We start from the raw sequence: 23,084 nt of genomic DNA, 5'->3' as shown, positions 1-23,084 counted from the left end.
ACCTTGGGCTTGCCGGGCTGGTTGCTTGGCTTGAGTGGGCTGGCGGGATTGCTGTTGCTCTGGTGGCTGGGGGTGAAGGTCTTCGGCAGCGCGGACGGTTTGTCTGCGCGGTTTTCGCTGTCGGCGACCCTCGCCAGCCTGTGGGAATTGCTGGGGCGCAGCGAGCTGTACCTGAACATTGCCGTGAGCCTTAAGCGGATCTTCGTCGGGCTGTTCCTGGCATTGCTGATTGGCGTGCCGTTGGGCTTGCTGGTGGGCAGTTCGCGCAAGCTGGAGGCGGCGACCACGCCGGCGTTCCAGTTTCTGCGGATGATCTCGCCGCTGTCGTGGATGCCCATCGTTGTGATGTTGATGGGGGTGGGCGACCAGCCGATCTACTTCCTGCTGGCGTTCGCGGCGGTGTGGCCGATTCTGCTGAATACCGCGGCGGGTGTGCGTCAGCTTGATCCACGCTGGTTGCAACTGAGCAAGAGCTTGAGCGCGACACGCTGGGAAACCTTGCGCCGGGTAATTATTCCCGGCGTGATGGGGCACGTGCTGACCGGTGTGCGGCTGGCCATCGGGATCCTGTGGATCGTGCTGGTGCCGTGCGAGATGCTCGGGGTCAGTGCCGGGCTGGGTTATTACATCCTCGACACTCGCGACCGACTGGCTTACTCGGAGCTGATGGCGATGGTGCTGCTGATCGGCCTGTTGGGGTTTGCCCTGGATGCGTTTGCGCGGTGGTTGCATCAGCGTTGGGTGCATGGAGGGTGAACACCTTATGCAAAGGCTCGGAGGCTTTCCGGGCCCTTGCGATGTGCTCAGGGTTTCACGTAGATGCGCAGGTCGCCTGGAATATCGTTGGGCTGTAATGGCCGGTTCGGGTCTGGCACAGGGTTTTTTGCTTTAAGCCCGATGTTGCTGTAGGTCATGTTCTTGTTGTCAAAGACCCCGATGCCAATGCCTTCCGTGAGTTCCGCCAAGCCGGGAACACCTTCGGAGGTGTTCATGTGCGCGCTCCCCACTAACGCGACCCACTTTTCGGTGCCCGAGTTTGCCAGGATGGTTTCTGCAGCGTAGTAGTTGAACTCCTTGAGCCGTTGTTCAGAGTTGACGCCCGACTGTGTCGTGCTGCGCGACTTGTCATGTTTATGTCGCGTTAAATAATAATGATCAATCGGTAAAAGCTCTATGCCGTTAACCTCAAGTTTTTGCTTGAGTTGCGCCAGTGATGGGTTCGTGCGAGGAACTCCGGATTTTCCGAGCATACCGATACCATCGTCCTTCGCGCCCCCAGGCATGTCGATATACCCTTCGAAATAGACCTTCTTTACCCCTTGGCTCTTCAGCGTGCCCACGTTGTCGTAGAGCAGCTTGAAGCTGGCCATCTGCGAGTGAGACTCTCCAAACACCACGCCGTTTGATGCTTTCAATGCTTCTGTGAGGAGAGCGGCTGCGGGGATCGGTACGGGAACATTGGGGATTACCGGGCGTGGCGGAAGGCCTCCCTCTTTGATCGCATCATAATATTCCTCCATTTCCACCCGAAACTTATCCAGCGTTGCCTGACGGGTGTCGGGCTTGAAATGGTCTACTTCGAGCCTTCCTTTCAAACTTTCCACGTATTGACCGTCGGGTAACGGTGTCCTGATTCGAGGTGGGCGGTTAACGGTATTTATCGGGTTAAACCGATGAGTGTTCCGGCTCGAAGAGGCATAGGCGTTCGGGGAAGGCTCCAGCGTATCAGCGCTACTGAACGCTTGCAGGGGGCTGCCGTACGGCTGGTGCTTTTGTGCGTCGAAAGCGTACCACTTGCCCTTGATCTGCACCGCGCTGCCTTCGACCGTCTGCTCGCCCATCTGGAATGAGCCGGTGGCGGCTGCCTCATATCGATTACCAGCGGCGACGAGCTCCCGACTGTTCGCAGTGCCTTTGAGTGTCTTCAAGCCCTGGGTGCCAGCGTTTGCGCCGCTGATGGCGAGTTTTCCCGCGCCGACTGCCAAGTCGCCAAGACCGCTCAGCGGATTGAGTTCCGAGAGTGCGGTAACCCCGAAAATCTTGCTCAGCTTGAAGGCTTTGCTGGCCGCGCTGCTGGCAGTGCTCAGCGTTTTCCCGACCTTGGCGGCGACGCCCGCACCTGCCGTGAGAAAGCCAAACGCATCAAATGCCAGGTCAGAGAACCCGTCCTTATAGTTTCCGTTGCTCAAGTTGACGATGGCTGACCTGAGAGGGATAAGGTCGAGGAAAAAGTTACCGATGGTGTCGGCGACGGCTCTTCTATGCTCATCCGGAGTGGTCCCGGCGGCTTGATGCCTGATGGCATCCAGATCGAGCCCCTCGACGATTGAATCCGCGAGGTAGTCTGCCCGGAAGTTTTTGAACAGGTTGGGGTTCAAGCCCTCCCGCGGGTTCTCTTGCTTTATGTAGTCGCGCTTGGAATCGAAGGTGGAGAATTCTTCTATTCGGGTTACTTCGTTGGCGATCTTCTGGTCCTGGCGCGTGATGAGAGTGTTGCTGACTTTTCTGATGCTGCCTTTTTCGGTATCGAACTCATAGGTGGACGGTTTGTTCTGGTGTTTTGTGGTTACCAGTATTTTTTTGCTTGTATGGAAGAGAGTTTTGCCTGCGAATGGCGTCCAGCTGACTCTGTAGGATTTTTCTTGGTAGAAGTTCAGCTTGCCTAGCCGCAGGTTTTCTTTGTCCTCCGGTGGAAGGTTGGCGAGGGCATTCAAGATGGAATATTTCTTGACGGTTTTATAGTCGCTTATGGTCTGGCTTATGGCGTTGTCAAAGGTGACGGGGACGTTGAAGCCGGGGTCCTGGGTAAGGGCGGCGAAGGCGTCAAGGTTGACACCGTGCGTGCCAGGTTTGAGTGTCCAGTCTGATGCCGTTATTTTCTCGCCCTGCATGGTCAGGTCCAGCATGGAATAAGGACCGCGAGGAGGGATCATTTTATTGGCGGTTTTGTTGGGTTTGAGCAACACCTTCTCTTCAAAGGGCACGTCTTCGCCGAATTTTTCCTTGAGCGCGTCCAGCGCCATCTGCTTGCGACTGGGTACCGGGGCGTCAAGCAGGCCGGAAGCGTGTTTCAGCTTGCCCAATTGATAGTTGAACGCGTCCATGGCGGTATCAATGTCTGCCTTTTCGTAAAGCCTGTCGTCTTTCGCCTCAAGCACCCCGTTGACCAAGGCCCAATCCAACAGCGCCGCCGTTTGCGCTGACTCGGGAGCGGGCCCACTTGAATCAGCGGCGATCATCACCTTGGCAAAGCTCATATTCGCGACGCTTCCAGGAGACTTGGCTTCGACGGCGGCCGCCGCGATGCACAAGTTGGCCCAGGCCTGGCTGCCGTAGACCACGCTGTCGGGAATATCCTTGATCAGCAACTGCGGCGCCGCCCGCATCAACAGCAGGTGGGCACCCAGCGAGGCGTTGGCAGGTGAGGTTTTACCGGTATCAATCAAGTGTTGGTGCAGGCCGGCGACAATCGCCGAGGTGGGTTTGCCCCAATATTGGTTATGTGACAGGTCGAATCCGGCCACCTTGTTGCGGCGGGGTTGGGTGATGGACGCCTGATCCAGGTCGAGGTTGATGGCTGCCAGGACGTGATCATTCACACTGCTATCAGTCGAAATGCTCTCCAGCTTGTTCTGCAAGGCCTCTCCCAACGCTTGGCCGCGGGGGGAGCCGATGAGGGCTTCCAGTGCTTTGACCGGATCGCTTGAGGTGTCGGCGGAGAGCAGCAGGTTGCTGTTCAGAAACTCCAGGAGTCCCCGTTGCTGGCTAGCTTGCTGAAAACTACCGACATGCTCTCTGGCGGCTGTCAGCAATTCGCTTTGCTGGTGTGTGCTCAAGGGCAGGGGCCAAGACAAGGCACCGCCCAGATTTCCCCATGGATGGGGGTGTGAGCGTGCAAGCGATGCCCGCGCCAGGGTCAGCAGCTCGTCATGGGTGGTTGGCTCGGGCAGGCCATTAGCCTTGAGAAAGTTCGCAAGACTGACGGCGTTAGCACTATGGGGGGGATACGAAGAGCTGGGGGCGAGGTCCATCAGCCGGCTTCTCAGCGCAGACTGCACCGCCAAAAAAGGCGGGTTTGGCCCTACCACCGTGGCGACATCAGTGAGCTGCTGCGCCAGTGTCTGCCAGTTTTTTCGGTCGGCCAGCGCGGCCTTCAGGGCTTTCGGGGCATCGGGGGGCGGTGCGTCAGCCGCGGGATCCTCAACCTCCGTTACGCTTTGCAATGTTTCATCGGGATAAGGCGGAATATCGGGGAGTGGTATCGGAGGTGGGGGAGGTGGCGGATAAGTAGTGGAGGAAAGAACAGAGTTGCTGACTATTGAGGTCATCGTGAACACCTTGAGGCACGCTCATTCAGGAATGCGCCTTTCAGGAAAACCTCCCTGCTTCCTGGACGCTCTTCCTGAGTGTCGGAAACAGGGGGGCGGCTCCGCCTGGACAGTGTTCAAGTTGTCAGAAAATGTACGGATGACCGATCAGCGATGGTAATACCCCGGTCCGCCGTCGTAGTAGCGATGGTCATGCCAACCGCCGCCGCCGTGGGGGAAAATAATGCAGCCGCTCATGCTCAACATGATCAGCAAGGGAATCAGCAGTGTGATTCGACGAAGCATTTCAAAATCCTCTAGGGTACTCACAGGTTCAATCAGGCGTTGGGCAAGCCAAAGTTTTTCATCGCCTGTAACATGAGACCCCGCCGACCCCAATCCATCCCCGCCAATGGGTATGTGCTTGGTGTGGCAGTCGATACAAAGTGGATACAATTTTTTAGCTTCAGGAACCCGTCATGACCCAAAAGCAACGTTTGAAATACTCGATTCTGATCTCCCTGGTGGTGCTGGGGACGATGTTTGGCCTGTCCTACCTGCAGAACAATGGGGTCATCAGCGAAAAGACGTTCCAGTACATCGCGATTGCCGTAGCGGTCACCGTGGTGGTGATCAACGGTGTGATGCGCCGCAAGGTCAAGCCTAACCTCTGACTCAGGCCCGGCCTTCCAGGACTTTGGCAGCCTGCTCGTGCAGGCTGTAGCTCTTGTCGGCGTTCAGGGTAATCACGCCTTCGGTGCACAGGCGCTTGAGCACCTCCCGCACGCTGAGAAACGACAACGGAATGCCCAGCTCCAGCAAATGACTGTGCACGCCCCGCACACCGAGGGTGCGCTGGTTGTCGGCGGCCGTCAGCAGGGCGTCGATGACCTTCAGCCGGATCAGGCTGGTGCGCAGGCCGAAACACTTGAGCAAATGACGAATGCGCTGGTTGCCATGTTCCGGCGCTTTGCCGAACGCTTGGTTACCGGTGCCAAAGCCTCCGTCATGCATGGATGAGTGTCCTTCCGTGGGCAGTTGCGGGTTGTACATGCAAAAAACTCCTTATCAGAGCCTGATCAGGAAAATGATGGCGCTCTTAGTTAATAAGACGTACGAGCAGCCGAAATCATGAAGCGCGGGATGTAGAAATTTTGTCGGTAACATCCTGGAGACATACCGGCATGTCCGAATAACCATCTGCGGCTGCTAAATTATTTCCGGTATTTACGTCTTAACTGAGGTGTTGGCGAAGCTGTCCCTCGTCACGGTGTTTTTAATTTGGCTGTGGAGTCTGCGTGATTATTTCCAACGGGTTGTTCAGGGTGTGCGTGGCTGGGGCGTTGCTGGGGCTGAGTGTTTCGGCCACGGCGCGGGTGCAGGAGCAACAGACCACCGCCGAGATTCGGCGTACCAGCTTTGGTGTCCCGCATATCCGGGCCAACGATGAGCGCAGCCTGGGGTTTGGCATCGGTTACGCCTACGCCCAGGACAACCTGTGCCTGCTGGCCAATGAAGTGGTGACCGTCAACGGCGAGCGCGCCAAGTACTTTGGCCCCGAGCAGGCGACCCAGGAAGGGCGCAATAACCTGACCAACGACGTGTTCTTCACCTGGCTGAACACACCCGAGGCCGTTGCGGCATTCTGGAAGGCGCAACCCCCGGCAATGCAGCAGCGCATTGAAGGGTATGTCGCCGGCTACAACCGTTACCTCAAGGAGCGTACCGCCCAAGGCTTGCCGGCGCAGTGCCAGGCGGCCTGGGTACGGCCGATCACGGCTGAAGACCTGGTCAAGGTGACTCGCCGGCTGCTGGTGGAAGGTGGCGTCGGGCAGTTTGCCGAAGCGCTGGTGGGCGCCACGCCGCCCAATGCCGTCGCCCAGGTGGATGCCAAGGCATTTGAGGTCGCAGCAGCCAATCAACAGCGTTTCGCCCTGGATCGCGGCAGCAACGCAGTGGCGGTCGGGCGTGACCGTTCGTTCAATGGTCGCGGCATGCTGCTGGCCAACCCGCATTTTCCATGGATTGGCGGCATGCGCTTCTACGAGATGCACCTGACCATCCCCGGCCAGCTGGATGTAATGGGCGCCGCCTTGCCGGGCCTGCCGGTGATCAATATCGGCTTCAACCAGCACGTGGCCTGGACGCATACCGTTGATACCTCCAAGCACTTCACGCTGTACCGCCTGACCCTGGATCCCAAGGACCCGACCCGCTACCTGCTGGACGGCAAATCCTTGCCCATGGATAAAACCAGCATCAAGGTGACAGTCAAAGCCGCCGACGGCAGCACCCAGGAAGAGTCCCGGACGGTCTACAGCTCGCAGTTCGGCCCGGTGGTGCAATGGCCTGGCAAGCTCGACTGGGACAACAAATATGCCTTCAGCCTGCGGGACGCCAACCTGGGCAACGACCGCGTTCTGCAACAGTGGTACGCGATGAACCGCGCCGCCAACCTCAAGGAGCTGCAAGACTCGGTGCACACCCTGCAAGGTATCCCGTGGGTCAACACCCTGGCGGCGGACGACCAGGGCCAGAGCCTGTACATGAACCTGTCGGTGGTACCGAACGTCAGCGCGAAAAAACTCGCGCAGTGCAGCGATCCCCGGGTTGGCCTGCAATTCATCATGCTCGACGGCTCCCGCAGCGCCTGCGCCTGGGACATAGACCCGCGTGCCGCCCAAGCCGGGATCTTCCCGGCCGATCAACTGCCACAACTGCAGCGCACCGACTACGTACAGCACTCCAATGACTCGGCGTGGATGGCCAACCCAAAGGCGCCGCTGACCGGATTCTCGCCGGTGATCAGCCAGGAGAAAATCGGCCTGGGCCCACGTGCCCGTTTCGCCTTGCAGCGCTTGCAGGAACTGGACAAGCAACCGATCAAGGCCGCCGACTTGCAGAACATGGTCATGGACAACCAGGTGTATCTCGCGAGCCAAGTCATGCCGGACCTGCTCAAATACTGCGCGGGTGCCGACGCCGCCGTGAAATCCGTGTGCGACAGCCTGAAAAGCTGGGACCAACGCGCCAACCTCGACAGCGGCCTGGGCTTGGTGCACTTCATCAATCTCGCGGAGCAACTGGCGCAAGCGCCCGACGCATGGAAGGTGGGTTTCGACCCGGCACAACCACTGACCACGCCTCGTGGATTGGCAATTGAACGCGCAGGCGTGGCCAATGCCCTGCATGAAGCGATGCTTGCCTCAGCCGCCGACGTTGCGAAACGCGGGCTGACCGCCGACAGCCGCTGGGGTGACATACAGGTCTCGGGCCAGACCCCGATCCACGGCGGGCCGCAAGAGCTGGGCGTGTATAACGCCATGCAAAGCGTGCCAAGGGCTGGCGGCAAGCGCGAAGTCGTCAGCGGCAGCAGCTACTTGCAGATCGTGACCTTCGACGAGAAGGGCCCCAATGCCGAAGGCGTACTGGCGTTCTCCCTGTCCAGCGACCCGGCGTCGAAATACTACAAGGACCAGACCCAGGCGTTTTCCGAGAAAAAACTCAGCCCACTGCCGTTTACCGAACAGCAGATCAAGGCGGACCCGCAGTACCAATTGCAGGTTATCCGTGACAAGGAAGAAGCCGGGCGGTAGGGTAGCCCACCGGGAAACGAAGCCCCTTGAGAGAATATTTTTTGAAATCAAGGGGTTGCAAGCCCTGGCAAATGAGTACATAATTGCGCCCATCGAACGCACTGAAGCATTAAAAACTTCAATGTTTTCAATGAGATAGAGTAGAGGCAAGCTTCACATAGCCCACTCAAGTTTGTATGCGGTTAATGTCGGTTGTAAGGCATTGATCGTTTGAGGCCGAGTAGCAAAATGGTTATGCAGCGGATTGCAAATCCGCCTACGCCGGTTCGATTCCGACCTCGGCCTCCACTCTTAAAAACCCCGTAGATTAACGTCTACGGGGTTTTTTATTGCCTGCGATTTGGTCATTGCTTCCGCAATTTTTCGGATCGCTTCCGCAACCTTGCCTTTTTTCGGGAAATTCAAGACACCGTTATTGCTGTGCTTCTCCTCGATTGGACGTGGGATTATGCTCGAGACTAAGGAGCATCAGCGTCCACCAACAGCCAAAAGCAGTCATTCAATGCTCTACAAAATTAGAGCCGATTCGCCCCATCTCAACTACCGCGCTAATTCCGGGGAGAGTGGGCATGGAAAACATGCGCTCACCCATCCGACAAAGACCGGTACGCAAAGCATGAGCCTCCAATCTGTCCGGCCCCTCAAAGATGGCTGGCAAGCCAAGAAGAGTGTTTACTGCCAGTCCAGAATCAAAACAGGCATTAATTCAGCTTCCTTACTGCTCTCAACAGCACTGCTACTGCTGTATATCACTGATCACAATCTGCGAACTCCCCTCGATCCTTCTGACTTCTACAGTCATGCACCCATGCTCGCCTTTGACCAAGTAAAGGTACTGATGAAAACCTGGTTCAGTGTCACTTTTATAATATGTGAACCGCTTCAGCAATGTTAAGGAAGCGACATTGCCTATCTGAGTAGCGATCTGTTGGTTTGAGCGTAAATACTCTTGAAGCGCAATATTAGCCTCATCCTTTGCCTCGTAGTACCTCAGCACAAATCCTGCGATCACGACGATCAACACTATCGCAATTAGAGGCCTGATTTTTTTGAATCTCGGGCTTTTTAAACTACGCATACCCACCCCCTAAGAATTGTTATAACCACCAAATTCTACGTTTATATTAGTACCCCAACGTCCGCCCCAATTCACTGCGTTAGGATCAATAGAAAATACGACCGATGGACTGCCAAAGCGACCACCTACTTTGTTCGTGATGGCGTTGCCTGTCGCCCCCTTGTAGGAAATGCCTGCCGTTAGAGGGCCGACGTCTATCACCACCAAGAGGGGGCATTTGGTGAGGCTTTGAAATCAAAAGATTTTAGGTTAACAAGTAGTGAGTGATCCCTAACCAAGATAACTCCTTCGTGAAATATCACACTCGCTTGCCAGTTGAAATTTTCAAGATAGTAGACGCATAGACTGTCGCAACTTTTCATAAAAGCACATTCATTGAGGGCAATTCTTTTAATTAGATCGTCAGTTATTGGGAGTCGTTGAGTGCATCTGCCGATAACTCCGTCGGAGTAAGTTGTAACGGATATTGCATTGACTGCAGTGGGCGAATGAACGTCAAAACCCATTATGCTGTTGGCACTTGAGTCCGGATAAAGCCAAACAACCAACTCAAGTGGTGTTTGACTCGCAAATTCGGAAAGCAATTGGATTTGCCTATCAAAGCTGCTTTCTGAAATGTAAAGCACATCATCTATTTTACTTGTCATTGTCAGTATGTCGTCATCGGTCTCCATGAGTCGAGCATAGACGGTAATGCAATATATGTTTTACGGGGCACATCTTTACTACTGGAATCGGTCGCCGGGGGCGAGCGGCCCCTCTTGGCCGTTTTCTGCCTGTCGTACGGGTAGCAATGGGTCATTTCGTAGGCTTCACAATTTCACCGACTCGCCGATATACCTTCTTGGTCATTTCCTCTGTGGAGTGAACTAGTAGGGGGCTCGCTTGCGTCAGCTCGATCTCACTAGCAGCTTTTGGCCGGATATCCTAGAACTCGAACTGACTAATGCTCGTTGCCAGCGCAGGATCACCATCATCTGATGCTTTGATTGCTGCCTTCTCTCGTGCGTAGTCCCGCCGATTACGCAACATCTGCTGGCTCATCCGAAGTCCAGACGCGTTTGTTATCAACGTTGACGTGCGGATTCCATTGACGGCTCTGCGTTCTTGCAGGTCGTCGATAAAGCTACTCAGGCCGGATTGAATTCCGGCATCCTCCAAACGAAGATGGAGACGTTTTTCGGTCTTGCCCTGACCAATCAGCAAAAAACCATTGTTCCAAGTCGGTGGCTGCAATCTTGAGCACATCGGCGGGACGTTGACCGGTCAGGTAGGCCAGATCCATCGCGTCCTTGAGCTCCTGTACCGCCTCCGCATATACCGCGTTCCATACGGTTTCACCGGCATAATAGTCCCGTGGCTTTTCCTTGTTGCGGCGAACGCCAAAGCAAGAGTTTGCTTTTTCAGTCAGTCCCATTCGCGTGCAATGGTAAATGCATGTACGTCAGGGCCATTGCGCGCTGATAGGTTGGATCAGCGCCGTCCCGTTGTTCCGCACATTGCCCACGGCAGTATCTACCCTGAACCATTCGAAGGCCTCGGCTGGTTCGCCTTGGTGGAGCACCATCTGCTCGGCGCGCTCCTTGGGTGTGGCCGGGTCCAACCATTCCCGGGCGAGGTCAGGCGTCAGCACCACGGGGCGTCGGTCGTGGATGTCTACCATGCCGCCAGCGCTGTCGGCGGTGATAATCACGAAGCCATCCTGATCGCCAGGTCCTTGATCACTGTCGGGCAATTGGCCAACGGCTGCGCACAGCACGGGCGCTCCATCTCGCCGGCGTATCAGGTAGGGCTGCTTCTTCGTCCCGCCTTCGTCCACCCACTCAAACCAGTTATCGATGGGCGTGATTGCCCGGTGCGGCCAGATCGCGCGGAAGAACGGGCCGTGGGCCACCTTTTCGACGCGGGCATTGATCGGCGCGGCGCGATCCTTGGCCCAGTGTGGACGCCATCCCCAGCGCACCCTGTCGGCGTGAAGCAGTTCGCTCTGCAGGTGGAGTAGGGCGACTTTGGTTGAAGGCGCCACGTTGTAGCGCTCCAGCGGCAGCTCACCCACGGAACTCACAAGCGCATTGGGCATGCTCAGCGCTGCAACGAAGTCGTGAATCCCGCTGTACTGGGAAAGTCTTCCGCACATGGTCAAAACCTCTGAGGTTCAACTCAAGGTTAGTTGTTGATCGTGGTTTGGCTCAGCCGAGCTGGATTGGCATGAGGTCTTTTCGGTAGAAACGCTACCGAATGACCGGATTTATGACCTCGTAATTCCGCTGAAGGCGTCTGGGCGCAGCCCCTGGGATAGACGGGACTGATTTGATCAGCCCCCATACTGCGTTAGTGCGGTTTTAAACAATCCAACGCCTGATCTGCCAAAGTTCTGGCCATGTCGATCAGGTGCACGGTGGAACGTGCCATATCGCGGTTTTCTCCAGATGATCCCTGCACAGAACTCTCAGCCGTTGCGGCTGCACAGCGCAGCAATTCAGAGATTTGGGCGATTGCGTCTTCAAAGCTGACGTCTTGGTGAACGGTAAATATTGGGTGGGAGACGGGATCGGGTCGGAGGTAGTGACTCAAGGCGCGATCAAAGGCTTCGCGGTCCCGGGTGGTACGAGGTGGGTCTGGAACGATCTTGTCCATGCATAAGCTCCTACTGAGGGGGGAGCCATCCTGGTGTCGGTCTCACTCGACAAAAGGTGGCAGCTATGTGCAGGGTGAGAATACCGGACAGTAGGACTCCGGCCAGACCGAAGTCTGCCCGCACACAGCCGCCATAGAGCATGCTACAGACGGTAGTGGCGCTTGGCGCCTACTGGTTCCGGATTCTCACACCCGATCGCTGATATGCAGCGACGAAGCGAAGACTAGCCAGTGATTCCAGCGGGCACAAGGCCGAAGGATTCTCTAGGAAACGTCCCGCAAGTTAAAGCGATTTGCCTTGCTGGCCCTTAAAAAACCGAGAAGTTTTTAAACAGTGGAAGCGATTTTTATTGGGCCTGGAAAAGTGCCGGCACTGACTATTTACCGCCGGTAATGCGCGCCATAAACAGCCGCGTCAGGCTGGCAATCTGTTCAGTTTTCTCATCCAGTGCGAAATGCCCCGCATCCAGAACATGAACCTCTGCACCCGGCACATCATCCTTGTAACGCATGGCCCCCGGCACAATGAACGACGGGTCGTATTTCCCCCACATGACCAACATGGGCGGTTGATTGTCTTTCAACCATTGCTGCCATTTTGGGTAAGAGGCGACGTTGTTTTGGTAGTCCAGTAACAACGCCGACTGTATCGCCCGCTGGCCCGGGCGGGACAATGCGGCAAACTCGTCTTCCCAGGCATCAGGGTTGTAACGCTCGGGATGAGGGCTGGTGCCCAAGTGGCGCTGCTTCGTGCCTTCGTATCCGATGAACGCATCGACTTGCTCGGCGTGTTCGGTAGGGGCCTTCCAATACTTGGCGATGTTCGCCCACTTGGCTCCCAGGCCTTCGTTATAGGCGTTGGCATTCTGGATGATGATGCCGTGCAGTTTTTGCGGCGCATTGAGGATCATCCGGAAGCCTATCGGGCCGCCGTAGTCCTGCATGAACAGGGTGTACTCATCGATGCGCAATTGCGTGAGCAGCTTGCTCATGGTGTCGGCCAGATGGTCAAACGTGTAGGCGTAGGTCGCCACAGAGGGTGCATCGCTTCTGCCGAACCCAGGGTAGTCGGGTGCGATCACGTGATACCGATCAGCAAGCAGCGGTATCAACGAGTCCCACATGCGCGACGAAGAAGGGTAGCCATGGAGCAGCACAAGGGTCGGCGCGCCTTTGGGGCCGGCCTCACGATAGAAAACCTTTACGCCTTCCACGCTGGTCCAGTGATAGCCAGTGGACTCGGTGGTGTAGGGGATGGAGGGCACCGGTTCGGCAGCGTATGTCGGTTCGGTCATCGAGAGCGTCGTCATAAGTACTCCTAGGGTGCAAAAGGTCGCGATGTTCATTGAGGCCTGGGCTCTGATTTGCGCATTTCCCGGCGAAATGCAGCTGGGATCAGAGTGGACGTATCCGAGCATTGGTACCATTGGCCCAATGACCATTTTTCATTAGAATCGGGCCAATCTTGATCAGGCCAGCCTCCGTGAAAAAAAGTGTGAGCGTTGCAGTCATCGCGTTTAACCGCATCAGCCCCTTTCACCTGTCCGTGCCCTGCCTGGTGTTTGGTAAAGATCGCAGAGTGGGGGATTCGCCTTGGTTCGATCTGGTGGTCTGTGCGGGCGAGGAGGGCGTGCTGGTTACCAACGCCGGTTTCGCCATCCACTGCGACCATGGTCTGGATCAGGTGGCCGGGGCCGATATCGTGATTGTTCCAAGCTGGCGGGATGTCACCGAAACGCCGCCGACAGCACTCCTCGAAACGCTTCAGGCTGCTTATGCAAGAGGCGCGCTGGTCGTCGGCCTGTGTCTGGGGGCGTTCGTGCTTGCTCATGCGGGGCTGCTGAGCGACAAGCGGGCAACCACGCACTGGGCTTGGGCGGCGCATCTGGCGCGAGATTTCCCACGCATCGAAGTAGACCCCAAAGTGCTCTATGTCGAGGTGGAGCAAATCCTGACCTCGGCGGGCGTGGCCGCGGGGCTCGATTGCTGTATCCACATCGTCAGGCGCATTTATGGGCGGGGGGTTGCCAACGCGTTGGCGCGTCAACTGCTTGTTTCCCCACATCGGGACGGCGGCCAGGCTCAGTTCATCAGTCAGCCTGTTCCTCAAGGCGCAAGCGACCAGCGCCTCGGCCAGTTGCTGGATTGGCTTCGGGCAAACCTGGGCCAACCTTTGTCAATCGATCAAGTCGCGACGAGGCTGGCGATGAGTCGGCGTAGTTTCACTCGACACTTCAAGCAACTCACCGGCTCGACGTTTGGGAAGTGGCTTACGAACGAGCGAATCAAGGCAGCCCAACTGCAGCTAGAAACAACCGACCATAGCATTGAGACGATCGCCGGTTCCTGCGGGTTTGGTACAAGCCTGTCGTTACGTCAGCACTTTTTCTCGATCGTGGGCGTGAGCCCAACAACATACCGAAAAGCTTATCAACGATAGGCTTGGCAGAAAAATGGCCCGCAATCACGGGCCTTTCTCACAGGGCATTCCAACTTACTTGAACAGCCCGCCAATGGCGTTGATCGCATCCGCAGCCTTGTTCACGTTTTGCTGGCGTTGGGGATTGGTATCCACCTGCGCCTGAGCGTTGTAAGCGCTGTTGCTGCAGCTTTTGTTGGTTTGAGTCAGCGCTGCCTGGAACGCGGTCGCGCGCAGGGTATCGCCCTTGGCGTTGGCCGCATTGATATTCGTCTGCAGGTCGCGGATCTGTTGTTGGCAGTTGGCGTTATTGGCGTTGACGGTGTTGTTGCTGTTGCTGGCGCCACCCAGGGCAGATGACAGGGCGCCCGTGAGGGCTGACAGGTCGGCGGCTTGGGCGGTGAGGGTGAACAGGCTGAACAGGGCGGCGGCGGGTGCGAGTCTGGAAAGGCGCATGGCAAACCTCAATGTTTTATTGCCTGCGCAGATCCGGGGGCCCGAGCAAGCGCAGAACAATATCCGTATAGAAGTGAGCGCTCGGGTGCAGCGAAATATATTTGGTCAATTTTTGACCTTCAACAGCGAAACACCATAAATGTGAGTTGTTTCACGTTGTTTCTCGCACATTGATGGGTTTTTAAGACGAGCATCTACTCGAGACGAAGTACCAGGATGGCGACGCGCCGTGCTACGTCACTTGGCGCAGTACACGCCCGATAGCCGCACCAGCAGCGTCAATGCAACGATGGCCCAGCCAACGTTGAGTGCGACAAACATCCATTCTGGTGGGTTTGCCCCCAGGAAAATCATTGAAGTAATCGTTAAAAAAACCACCAATAAACCAAGGGGAAGCCAGTACCAGAGATTCGCCTGGCGCTGATACTCCTCTGTCTTCAACGGGTTATCTTCAGGGAGCGTCATGTTCGTTCGGCCTCGGTAACGTGATGCTTCCTTGCCGGTGTTGAGCTCAAGAGGGCCATCCTGGGCAATGGGGCAGCGCGATGCAAGGGGCGCTCTCAGTTCCCATCAATCAGGCGCAACGCCAGTTCGGGGCTGAACGTGCCTGCCGCCGGGCCACCGTGACAATCGGCTTTTGTCGAAGACGCCCCGTCCGAGTTGCCCGGAAGCTTGATCCATAGGGCAACCAACTGTGGCGAAAGCACTTGCGGTGTCATACCGATCCTGCGACCCGTGGGGTTGCACCAGTCACCAGGCATTGCGCCGTTGCCGTTGCGGCTGGTGTCTACCGCGATGGCTTTTGTATAGGTGTATTCGCTTAACAGCCTGGCATTGATCGCGTCACCGTAATTGCGCACCTGGGCGAGGGTGTAGAAGTTGGCGATATTCAGGGCAAACCCGCGGGCTTGTTTTACACCGGCTGCATTCAACGTCTCGGCCATGGCGCCTGGGAATTTCCAGCCTGGATTGCCGGCGTCCAGATAAACATCCGCATGGTGTGCGCGCTGCTTGAGCCCCGACACGGCGTAATTGAACAGCTCCAGCCGCTCGGAGCGCTTGTCCTTGTCCAGGCACTGCATATCGGCCAGTGCATCCGGTTCCAGAATAACCACCGCAGGCTTGTCTCCAATACCGTTGATCAGTTGGTCTATCCAGGCCCGGTACGCTGTCGCATTCGGTGCGCCCCCTGCAGACGCGCCACCGCTGCAGTCGCGATGGGGCAAGTTGTAGGCCACCAGGATCGGCGTTCTATCCGCGCCGGCAGCGGCCGATACGTAACGATTGACTCGAGCCGGGAGTGTGCCCGCAGCCTGGCTGGTGCCGGTCAGCCACAGGGCACTGGGCACCTCGGCAATGGTTGAGCGGATCCTTGCAGTGGCAGGCGTATCGGGGTGCTGCTGGACCCACTGTGCGGCGGTGGACTGCGGGTTGACGTAGAACCCATCACTCGCCTGGGCAGCAGGCAGCATCGACAGGCAGACAAAGCCGGCGGCAAGGGTGGCGATCTTTAGCACGCTCTACACCAGTAAGAGGGGGGGGCGGCCAAGGTAAGTCGGCTCGCCGCTGACGTCACGTGAACCCTGATGAATATTGTCTGCCGGTAACCCTTCCGAATGAATGGACCCCGCTCCGGCACATAAGCGTATGGTGGGTGTTAAACACGTTTATTGAGGTACCCACCATGGACGATAAACTCGGCATCCGCCTGAAGGAAGAACGCAAGATCCTGGGGCTCTCCCAACAGGAGTTTGGTGCGATTGGCGGTGTGGGTGCGAATGCTCAGGTGCACTACGAAAGTGGCGCGCGGGCGCCCAAGACCGATTACCTGATAGCCCTCCGGCATAAAGGCGTGGACGTGCTTTACGTGTTGACGGGGGAGAGGGCGGTTATCAACCAGGCCACCCTGAGTGACAAGGAGACGTTGATCATCAACCACTACCGCACGCTGGACGGGCTGGATCAGGATGCGATTGCGCAGATCACTTCCTCGTTGTCTGACAGCTAGCAACGAGGAAGTCCCGGATTTGCTTCGCGCCAGGCTAGAAGCTGTCGGTCGTCCTGAAGCTGCCGCCGCCTGTACTGCCTGACGTCGAAAAGCTGGCCGTGTTGTTATTGCTGCTTTCGACGGTGGCGACGCCTAGGACGACAGGGCTGATCGATGCGCTGACATAGCCTCGCGTCGCCCCTGCCGCTACCTGGCTGCGGCGCACGATTTTAAGGCCCCGGCTTAGCACATCCACAACCTGGCCAAGGGTTGCGCCCTGGGTCATGTAGCTCTCTACCAGACGCTCGAAGTCAGTCGACAGGTCAAAGTAAACATCGCGGCCGGTAAAGGCATCGTTGCGAACTTTGCGCTCCAGGTCTTTGGCACGCTGGTAGCTGCTCTGGTGCACCACGGCTTCTTCCTGGGTCTCCGCCAACTGCTGTACCACCGCCTTCAAGCGCAGGTTCAGGGTTTGCAGCTGCTCGACGATCAGGTCGTCGGCGTCGCCCGGGGTGTGGCTGGCCAGGTCGATCAATTCGCCAATGCTCTGGGTTTTCAACTGGTCAGTGAGCAACTGCCGAGCGCGCTGGTACTGCGGGTCTTCGTTGCGTGAGTAGCTGCCGAGTTTTTCCTGGATGGCATTGGCCTGGCGCTTGGCGTTGTCGACCACGCGTTGAAGGGTATCAAGCTCGGGTTGTATTGAGGCCTGTCCGTGCTGGTCACGTGCCTGAGCGAGTTGCGCATCGACACTTGCGCTCAAGGTGCTGATCAGGGCGATGCGCTCGGCCTGCAAGGCCTCGTTTCGCTCACCAAGGGCGATCAGGCTCAGCTCGTTCTTACGGTTGGCGAGGTAGTTCACCTTGGTCGCCAGCCAGTTGTCCATCCAGCGGTTCAGACGGTTGCGCCGGTATTGGTCGGTGCCGAAGGCGTGTCCGCGCAGGTAGACGTAGACCAGGTTGGTATCAAAGGTCGGACGCTTCAGTGCGCACTCCTGGCGCAGGTCTTCATAACCGCTGACGTGTTCTCGGTGGGCAGCCTGGGCCAGGTCCAGTTGCTCGACCTGGCGGGCGTAGTCAGGGTTTTGCTCCAGGGATTGCCGGGCTTGCTGGTCGAGGGTGTCGGCTCGCGCTTGCAATTTTTCCTTGCCCGCCAGCGCCTGCGCCACGGCCTGCTCAGCGTCGCGCAGTTGCTGGTGGAGCAGGTCCTGGGACTGTTGGCGCAGGTTCAGGGCGGCGGCGACTTGCTCGTTCTGCGTGTTGCCCTGGTCCAGGTGCAGGGCCGCGATTTTACCCAGGCGCTGGGTAATGTCCTGCTCCAGCGCCAGTTGCTCGCCGAGCAGTTCAGACAGGTGTTGCTCGGCCGTGCGCATCATCAATTCGGCGTTGCGGGAGTTACGTTCGGTGATGCCGATCAGGGTGTCAGGCGTCATGTCTTCACCACTCCAATATCGTTTCGAGCGGGTCGGTGGTCCGTTGGCTCAAATAGGTGACTTCCATCCTGCCGGCTGGCTTGCGGCCGACTACTCGGTTGGTCAGGTGGCCGTCGTCGAGTTTGTCGGCCTTGACCTTCAGGTATTCGGCCTGCGGTACCCGCACAGCGAACTGGCTGGCCCAGGCGCCGGTGCCGGTCTCACTGCTGACGGTGGGCAGCAGCACCGGCCTGTCCGACAGGTCGACGGCTTCAACAACCAAATACCAGCTCTTGCCCTGGGTCGAACCAGGATTGGAATTACACAGCGCCTTGTCGTAGCAGCGCTCGACACCGGACGGCGTGCCGGGTCGGTCGACAACCCGAATGGTCACCTCCTTGGGGATCAGTTCGGTGTTGGCACGCAGGGCCCTGAGTTGGCCGCCGGCTTTTTCGATCTCGAATTTCCCGATGAGGTCTTTGATCATGACCAATTCGGCCTGCATGCCCCGCGTCGCTTTACTGTCGGCGGCGGGCAGGTGAATGTCGGCGACCTTGCGGGTCAACTCGTTGAGCTGGTCGGTCATCGGCTGGACTGCCTTGACCTTGGCTAAAAACGCCTCCAGCACGCCGATCTGCTCACTGGCGTAATCGACCCCGGAGGTATCGACCATGGCCAGGGCATGTTCGGCCTTGGTATTCAGGCGGGGCAGGGCACTGAACAGGTCGCCGCCCTCAATATAGGCCGGGTCCTGTTGCACGGCGCTCAGGCGAGCCTTCAGGTGGGCGATGTCTGATTGTTTTTGTGCCGCGCTCGTCTCGACGGCGATGGCCGCTCTTTGAGCTTCTTGGATTTCGTGTCTGGCGACCATCACCCGGCTGCATTGCACCACCAGCAAGGTGACCGCGATGAGTTGGATGACGAGTATGCCGCGATGCCGCCTGAGCAGTACGTTGCTCCAGAAACGGTCAAGCGCACTCAGTTCCGGGGCCTCGAACACCAGGCGTTTGGAAAAGAATTCGCGCACGCCCTGGTCGATCTGCGCTTCGGTAAATTGAATGCCGTTGTTCTGGTAATACTCGCGGATGCGCGCCGCCACTTCGGCACGGCGTTGGGGCAGGCTCAAGTCCTTTTCAACCGCCATCTGCTGGTGGCGCAGTTGATCCACCAGCGCCATCGCGCCGAGTTGCTCGGAGAGAAGAATGTCGCTCATCAAGCGGCCTTTGTCAGCAATGCGGCGAACTTGCGTTTGGCCTCTTCGACGGCTTCGGCGATGTCACGGGACGCGTTGCTGGATTCAGCGCGGTAGGTTTCCGTCAGGCCGTGCATGTCAGTCTGGAAGCTCAGGGTGGCTTCGGCCAGGGCGCGCACCGAGTCGACCTTGATGGTGGAGCCATAGCTGGCCTTGACCGCCGCTTCCAATTGGGTGTTGCCGGTGCTGCCCAGGGCTTCAAGGCCCTTGCTGATGCCGTCGGTGGTGGCATTCAGCGTGTTGGTGGCTTCGGCCAGGCCACTGTTACTGGTGAACGATACCGCGAGGCCGGTCAACACCACTTCGTTGGTGGAGAAGAACGAGACCATGCGCTGGTATTGGCGCTCCTTGATCACATGCACCTGGTTGATCCGGGCGAAGACCATTTCGGCCGTGTTGTAGCCGACCTTGAGGTCATCGGCGATGTCCTTGACGATCTGGTAGCGCTTGTCTTCGTCCTGCAGCGCGCGTACGGCTTCATCGCGACGCAACTCCAGGGCCGCGCGTTCGGCCGGCGCCAGGGTTTCGGCAGCCGTAACTTGGGCGTTGGCTTCGTTCAAGGCCTGGGTACGCTGCTCCAGGACCTGGCCGGCCAGGGCAAGCACTTGTTGGGCATCGACCTCGGCCGCCTTCATGGCCATGCGGAAGTCCAAGTAGGCTTCCAGAATCACCGTTTCCCGGGAGATCTGGTCATTGGCCGACTTGCACACCTGCAGGTAGTTTTCACGGATCTCGCTGAAGCGGCTGGGGATCGAGCCACGACGCAGGTTCATCCAGCTCAGCTTGAGCTTCTCCAGCGTATCCAGGCGCCCGTCATCCATCCAGCCGGCCATGGCGGCGGCGTCTTCGCGAATCGAGGTGAAGCTCTGGGTGATGTCCATGAAGCGTGTGGAGATATCCATGCCGGCAATCTGTTCGCGAACCACGCTGTTGAAGGTGGTCGACTGTTGCAGCACGGCAGCGATCGCAGTGACTTTGGCGGTGTCGTACTGGGCCACGCGGTCCAGCAATACCAGTACCGGTGCGTCTGGAACCGGCTGCAGAAGATTGATGCCCAGGGTCCGCAGGCCCGTCAGCGCGCGGTCGAGGTAGTTGCTCATCGAGTGTCCTTTCAGGATGTGTTCAGCACAGGGTGCAGAGGAGGGCGCAAGTATACCGATCAATGAAGGCAAACCAATGGCAGTTTGGTTCGAAGGCGCTTGTTGGGGGGCTGACGAAGTGTATGCCTCTATCTACCCGTAGCTGTACGGGGCGCAGGCTGGCGCAACGTTCTACTGTCACGGCCACAGTACTCGTTCGGATGTCGCGCCATGCTTATGTCTTCAAGCCTGTTGTCAGCCTTTGCGCTGTTCGCCTTTGTGTCCTCAATCACCCCAGGTCCCAATAACACCATGTTGCTGGCGTCCGGGGTGAACTTCGGTTTTATTCGCTCGATTCCCCATGCACTGGGGATCAGCATTGGCTTCATGTTGTTGGTGATCGCCGTGGGCTTGGGGCTGGGTGAGGTATTCAAGGCGTTGCCGTGGGCCTACACCGTATTGCGCTATGTGGGGGCGGCGTATTTGCTGTACCTGGCGTGGAAGATTGCAACCTCCAGCGCGATGTCCGATGACACCGATGACAAGCGCAAACCCATGACTTTTCTCGGCGCGGCGGCATTCCAGTGGGTCAACCCCAAGGCCTGGGTCATGGCATTGGGCGCGATCACCACCTATACGCCTGCCGACGGTTATGTCACCAATGTGCTGTTGATTGCTGCGGTGTTTGCCTTGGTGAACCTGCCCAGCGTTTGTGTATGGGCCGGCTGTGGCAGCGGCTTGCGCAATGTGTTGCGTGAGCCGCGCTGGTTGCGGGTGTTCAACTGGTCGATGGCGGGGTTGTTGGTGGTGTCGTTGTATCCGATGTTTTTTGCCGGCTGAAACTACCGCTGAACTTAGGCGGCGGGGTGTGGATGCTAGACCGGTGAGATGGTGGCAAGCAGACCAATCGCGATGGTCAGCGCAAGAAAACCGAACAGGAAAAATGCCATCTTAGCCATAAGGCCTCCGAAATGAACGGGCCGGCAGGACGGTTCCTGTCGGGCTCCACGGGCGTGTCGGGAGTGGGTGTATTGTCAGGCCAGGACGGGTTTCGTTACAGGGTCAGATGCAGAAGAAAAAAGCGTATCAGATGCCCTCAGGCGCCGCAGGTGCCGGATAACAAGGGGTGATGGTTTTCTAGGATCAGGCAATAAATAGCGGCTCAGTTCGGTCAAGGAACTAACCTTTTGTGCGCAGTATCGTATCCACGATCCCACAAAGGAGGTTGTTTATGAGCATTGGGGCGAGGTTAAAGGCAGAGCGTGTCAGGCTTGGCTATTCTCAAGCGGCGCTGGGCAAGGTCGGAGGCGTTGAGACCAATGCCCAGGGGCGTTATGAAAACGGTGTGCGTTTTCCACGGGCAGATTACCTGGCGGCGATTGCCAAGGTCGGTGTCGATGTGTTGTTTGTCATCACCGGCAATCGCGCTGAAAACGGCAATTCTGCCTCAGCCAAAGCGGCCGAAGCACTGGACAGCGCCACAGAGTGCCTGGAGAAGGCAAAAGAGTTGATTCACTGAAGCGGTTTTCGTCGGGGCGAGTAGGCAAATGGGCAAAACATTGGCTGCGCTGTCGTTTTTGATGACCCTGGTTTGGGTTTCAGTGGTCATTGCCGTCATGACTTATTTTTCCTGATGCGCCTGGTGGCGAGTGCCGCAGGTGCCGAAGCGGTGGGTGCTGCTATTGCTCAGCACTGCGGCTGAAATCTGTAGATCACTGATCTGGCGAGCTTTTTTGTTTGCAGAGGAGCCGCTGGTTTGTTTGAAAAAGCCCGCGCCCGACCTTGCATCGAGGGGGCTGGATCTATATATTCCCTAGCCTGCTGCAACGCTCAAGGGCTTTTGAAGCTGCTTGGCTCGCTGTATAGCGCTACCGCCCGAATGGCGAAACTGGTAGACGCATGGGACTTAAAATCCCCCGCTCGTAAGGGCGTGCCGGTTCGATTCCGGCTTCGGGCACCACAATATTCAAGGACTTGCGTGATTTATCAGGCAGGTCCTTTTTTGTTTCCGCTTCGCAATTTCAAATGTTGCTTCTCAACTCACTTAGTTGGCGGACGCCAGTCAGGCTTTTTGCTGAGGTTTTTTAGTCTGGTTCGCACACGATGGATCTTAGGTAAACTCAAGGATGTAGTAGATGCGTAATACCTGGTTGCTCCTGCTTGTTTCGTCTATCACCCTTGCTGGTTGTGGCGGGATCCCCTCTGTTCCCTATGTCGATCCACCTCAGGACGACAATACGGCCCGAGTTCGTGTGATCACCAATTCTAATGTGTTTGGCGACAGCGTAACTGGCAGCTGTGCACCGGATACTCGCCACAAAATGGCTGAAGCGGGTCGCTTCTCAGAGGACGGGCAGCCGAGCATTAACTACCCTCAGTACCCACTTAAGCCGGCCAATCTTGGAATGCCGGGAAGGGTTTCACCCAAGCTTCAACAGTACATCGGAGCCGTTCGGATGGCCGAAGGCTTGTACACCGAGATTGTGGCTGAGTACCGCGTTAAAACAGATGCACCCTTTCAGGTTGCGACATTAGGTGCGTCGGCCGGCAGTTACGGCAGCACTTACGCTATGTGCCCAGGCCAGGCGAAAGTATTCAAGCTGGAGCCCGGGAAAGACTACGAGATTCTGGTCGGACTCAGCAGCGTACCCAGCGCGGATGGAAAAGCGGTGATTATGTGCATGTTTGGCGTCGTCGAGCTTATCTCTGTTCCTAACCTGCCGATTGCATGGCCGAAAAAACTCGGGGGCACGGAGTCGCCACAGAAGCTTTGCAAGGGTTAAGTAGCAAGGCTCATATTGGTTACCCGGTTTCCATATCTAAGCCCAGCGCGATTGCTGGGCTTTTTCGTTTTTGGCGCCAGAA

At 57.4% G+C, this 23,084-nt stretch carries 23 protein-coding genes and 2 tRNA genes; 11 read left to right on the top strand and 14 right to left on the bottom strand.

Going from position 1 to position 23,084, the window contains the following annotated elements:
- The first annotated feature begins 3 nt into the window (after positions 1–3).
- The gene (locus BLU46_RS01180; protein ID WP_172834573.1) at positions 4–756 is read left to right on the top strand and encodes an ABC transporter permease; all 753 of its coding nucleotides are present in this window, start codon (positions 4–6) and stop codon (positions 754–756) included.
- 47 nt (positions 757–803) lie between these two features.
- On the opposite strand, the gene BLU46_RS01175 is transcribed toward BLU46_RS01180, so the two are convergent.
- A complete protein-coding gene (locus tag BLU46_RS01175) occupies positions 804–4,328 on the bottom strand; it encodes a membrane-targeted effector domain-containing toxin (RefSeq protein WP_231988856.1) in 3,525 nt (1,174 codons plus the stop codon).
- Positions 4,329–4,475: 147 nt separating this feature from the next.
- Positions 4,476–4,613, bottom strand: a complete 138-nt coding sequence (locus BLU46_RS33000) for a hypothetical protein (RefSeq protein ID WP_010171564.1) — start codon at positions 4,611–4,613, stop codon at positions 4,476–4,478.
- A gap of 173 nt (positions 4,614–4,786) precedes the next feature.
- On the opposite strand from BLU46_RS33000, the gene BLU46_RS01170 reads away from it, so the two are divergent.
- Positions 4,787–4,981, top strand: a complete 195-nt coding sequence (locus BLU46_RS01170) for a hypothetical protein (RefSeq protein ID WP_010171562.1) — start codon at positions 4,787–4,789, stop codon at positions 4,979–4,981.
- Between the two features lies 1 nt (position 4,982).
- On the opposite strand, the gene BLU46_RS01165 is transcribed toward BLU46_RS01170, so the two are convergent.
- Positions 4,983–5,360, bottom strand: coding sequence for a fe2+ zn2+ uptake regulation protein (locus BLU46_RS01165; RefSeq protein WP_093197443.1), 378 nt, complete (start codon positions 5,358–5,360; stop codon positions 4,983–4,985).
- Positions 5,361–5,605: 245 nt separating this feature from the next.
- Between BLU46_RS01165 and pvdQ the strand changes: the two genes are divergently transcribed.
- Together pvdQ and BLU46_RS01155 are read left to right on the top strand one after the other, a co-directional pair.
- Positions 5,606–7,903: a bifunctional acylase PvdQ gene (gene pvdQ, locus BLU46_RS01160; RefSeq protein WP_093197438.1), complete on the top strand. Its 2,298-nt coding sequence runs from the start codon at positions 5,606–5,608 to the stop codon at positions 7,901–7,903.
- 214 nt (positions 7,904–8,117) lie between these two features.
- Positions 8,118–8,191 (top strand) — tRNA-Cys (locus BLU46_RS01155).
- A 987-nt stretch (positions 8,192–9,178) separates the two neighbouring features.
- On the opposite strand, the gene BLU46_RS32740 is transcribed toward BLU46_RS01155, so the two are convergent.
- From BLU46_RS32740 to BLU46_RS01130, 5 genes are all read right to left on the bottom strand, one after another.
- On the bottom strand, positions 9,179–9,655 hold the full coding sequence (locus BLU46_RS32740) for a hypothetical protein (protein ID WP_157721254.1): 477 nt from the start codon (positions 9,653–9,655) through the stop codon (positions 9,179–9,181).
- A gap of 452 nt (positions 9,656–10,107) precedes the next feature.
- A complete protein-coding gene (locus tag BLU46_RS33420; protein WP_331717200.1) occupies positions 10,108–10,398 on the bottom strand; it encodes a site-specific integrase in 291 nt (96 codons plus the stop codon).
- Between the two features lie 27 nt (positions 10,399–10,425).
- Positions 10,426–11,118: an SOS response-associated peptidase family protein gene (locus BLU46_RS01140; RefSeq protein ID WP_093197435.1), complete on the bottom strand. Its 693-nt coding sequence runs from the start codon at positions 11,116–11,118 to the stop codon at positions 10,426–10,428.
- A 194-nt stretch (positions 11,119–11,312) separates the two neighbouring features.
- Positions 11,313–11,618, bottom strand: coding sequence for a DUF6124 family protein (locus tag BLU46_RS01135; RefSeq protein ID WP_172834505.1), 306 nt, complete (start codon positions 11,616–11,618; stop codon positions 11,313–11,315).
- 377 nt (positions 11,619–11,995) lie between these two features.
- The gene (locus BLU46_RS01130; protein WP_231988855.1) at positions 11,996–12,928 is read right to left on the bottom strand and encodes an alpha/beta fold hydrolase; all 933 of its coding nucleotides are present in this window, start codon (positions 12,926–12,928) and stop codon (positions 11,996–11,998) included.
- A 185-nt stretch (positions 12,929–13,113) separates the two neighbouring features.
- On the opposite strand from BLU46_RS01130, the gene BLU46_RS01125 reads away from it, so the two are divergent.
- Positions 13,114–14,058, top strand: a complete 945-nt coding sequence (locus BLU46_RS01125; protein ID WP_063030677.1) for a GlxA family transcriptional regulator — start codon at positions 13,114–13,116, stop codon at positions 14,056–14,058.
- A gap of 54 nt (positions 14,059–14,112) precedes the next feature.
- Here BLU46_RS01125 and BLU46_RS01120 read toward each other — a convergent pair whose 3' ends face one another.
- Entirely contained in the window at positions 14,113–14,493 is a 381-nt protein-coding gene (locus BLU46_RS01120; protein ID WP_093197431.1) for a DUF1090 family protein, read from the bottom strand.
- Between BLU46_RS01120 and BLU46_RS32735 the strand changes: the two genes are divergently transcribed.
- Positions 14,492–14,632, top strand: a complete 141-nt coding sequence (locus tag BLU46_RS32735) for a hypothetical protein (protein WP_157721253.1) — start codon at positions 14,492–14,494, stop codon at positions 14,630–14,632. The genes BLU46_RS01120 and BLU46_RS32735 overlap by 2 nt on opposite strands.
- Before the next feature lie 98 nt (positions 14,633–14,730).
- On the opposite strand, the gene BLU46_RS01115 is transcribed toward BLU46_RS32735, so the two are convergent.
- Together BLU46_RS01115 and BLU46_RS01110 are read right to left on the bottom strand one after the other, a co-directional pair.
- Complete coding sequence (locus BLU46_RS01115; RefSeq protein ID WP_093197426.1) at positions 14,731–14,958, bottom strand: hypothetical protein; 228 nt, start codon at positions 14,956–14,958, stop codon at positions 14,731–14,733.
- Between the two features lie 95 nt (positions 14,959–15,053).
- A complete protein-coding gene (locus tag BLU46_RS01110; RefSeq protein ID WP_093197421.1) occupies positions 15,054–16,010 on the bottom strand; it encodes a glycoside hydrolase family 6 protein in 957 nt (318 codons plus the stop codon).
- Between the two features lie 167 nt (positions 16,011–16,177).
- Between BLU46_RS01110 and BLU46_RS01105 the strand changes: the two genes are divergently transcribed.
- The gene (locus tag BLU46_RS01105; RefSeq protein WP_017477617.1) at positions 16,178–16,501 is read left to right on the top strand and encodes a helix-turn-helix domain-containing protein; all 324 of its coding nucleotides are present in this window, start codon (positions 16,178–16,180) and stop codon (positions 16,499–16,501) included.
- 34 nt (positions 16,502–16,535) lie between these two features.
- On the opposite strand, the gene BLU46_RS01100 is transcribed toward BLU46_RS01105, so the two are convergent.
- The 3 genes from BLU46_RS01100 to BLU46_RS01090 are packed head-to-tail and all read right to left on the bottom strand — an operon-like array spanning position 16,536 to position 20,240.
- Positions 16,536–17,909, bottom strand: a complete 1,374-nt coding sequence (locus tag BLU46_RS01100) for a coiled-coil domain-containing protein (protein ID WP_093197416.1) — start codon at positions 17,907–17,909, stop codon at positions 16,536–16,538.
- Between the two features lie 4 nt (positions 17,910–17,913).
- Complete coding sequence (locus BLU46_RS01095; RefSeq protein WP_063030672.1) at positions 17,914–19,101, bottom strand: DUF6384 family protein; 1,188 nt, start codon at positions 19,099–19,101, stop codon at positions 17,914–17,916.
- Entirely contained in the window at positions 19,101–20,240 is a 1,140-nt protein-coding gene (locus BLU46_RS01090; RefSeq protein ID WP_063030671.1) for a hypothetical protein, read from the bottom strand. The genes BLU46_RS01095 and BLU46_RS01090 overlap by 1 nt, the downstream gene beginning before the upstream one ends.
- A 210-nt stretch (positions 20,241–20,450) precedes the next feature.
- Between BLU46_RS01090 and BLU46_RS01085 the strand changes: the two genes are divergently transcribed.
- The 4 genes from BLU46_RS01085 to BLU46_RS01070 all read left to right on the top strand — a co-directional run bounded on the left by BLU46_RS01085 (position 20,451) and on the right by BLU46_RS01070 (position 23,002).
- Entirely contained in the window at positions 20,451–21,059 is a 609-nt protein-coding gene (locus tag BLU46_RS01085) for a LysE family translocator (RefSeq protein WP_093197411.1), read from the top strand.
- 391 nt (positions 21,060–21,450) lie between these two features.
- Positions 21,451–21,738, top strand: coding sequence for a helix-turn-helix domain-containing protein (locus tag BLU46_RS01080; RefSeq protein ID WP_093197406.1), 288 nt, complete (start codon positions 21,451–21,453; stop codon positions 21,736–21,738).
- A gap of 354 nt (positions 21,739–22,092) precedes the next feature.
- Positions 22,093–22,179 (top strand) — tRNA-Leu (locus BLU46_RS01075).
- 175 nt (positions 22,180–22,354) lie between these two features.
- Positions 22,355–23,002, top strand: coding sequence for a hypothetical protein (locus tag BLU46_RS01070; RefSeq protein ID WP_093197401.1), 648 nt, complete (start codon positions 22,355–22,357; stop codon positions 23,000–23,002).
- Positions 23,003–23,084 lie beyond the last annotated feature (82 nt).

Source organism: Pseudomonas yamanorum (genome assembly GCF_900105735.1).
GTDB classification, from domain to species: domain Bacteria; phylum Pseudomonadota; class Gammaproteobacteria; order Pseudomonadales; family Pseudomonadaceae; genus Aquipseudomonas; species Aquipseudomonas yamanorum.
Note: the sequence above shows the minus strand (reverse complement) of the source record. Positions and strands in the feature narration are given on the sequence as shown.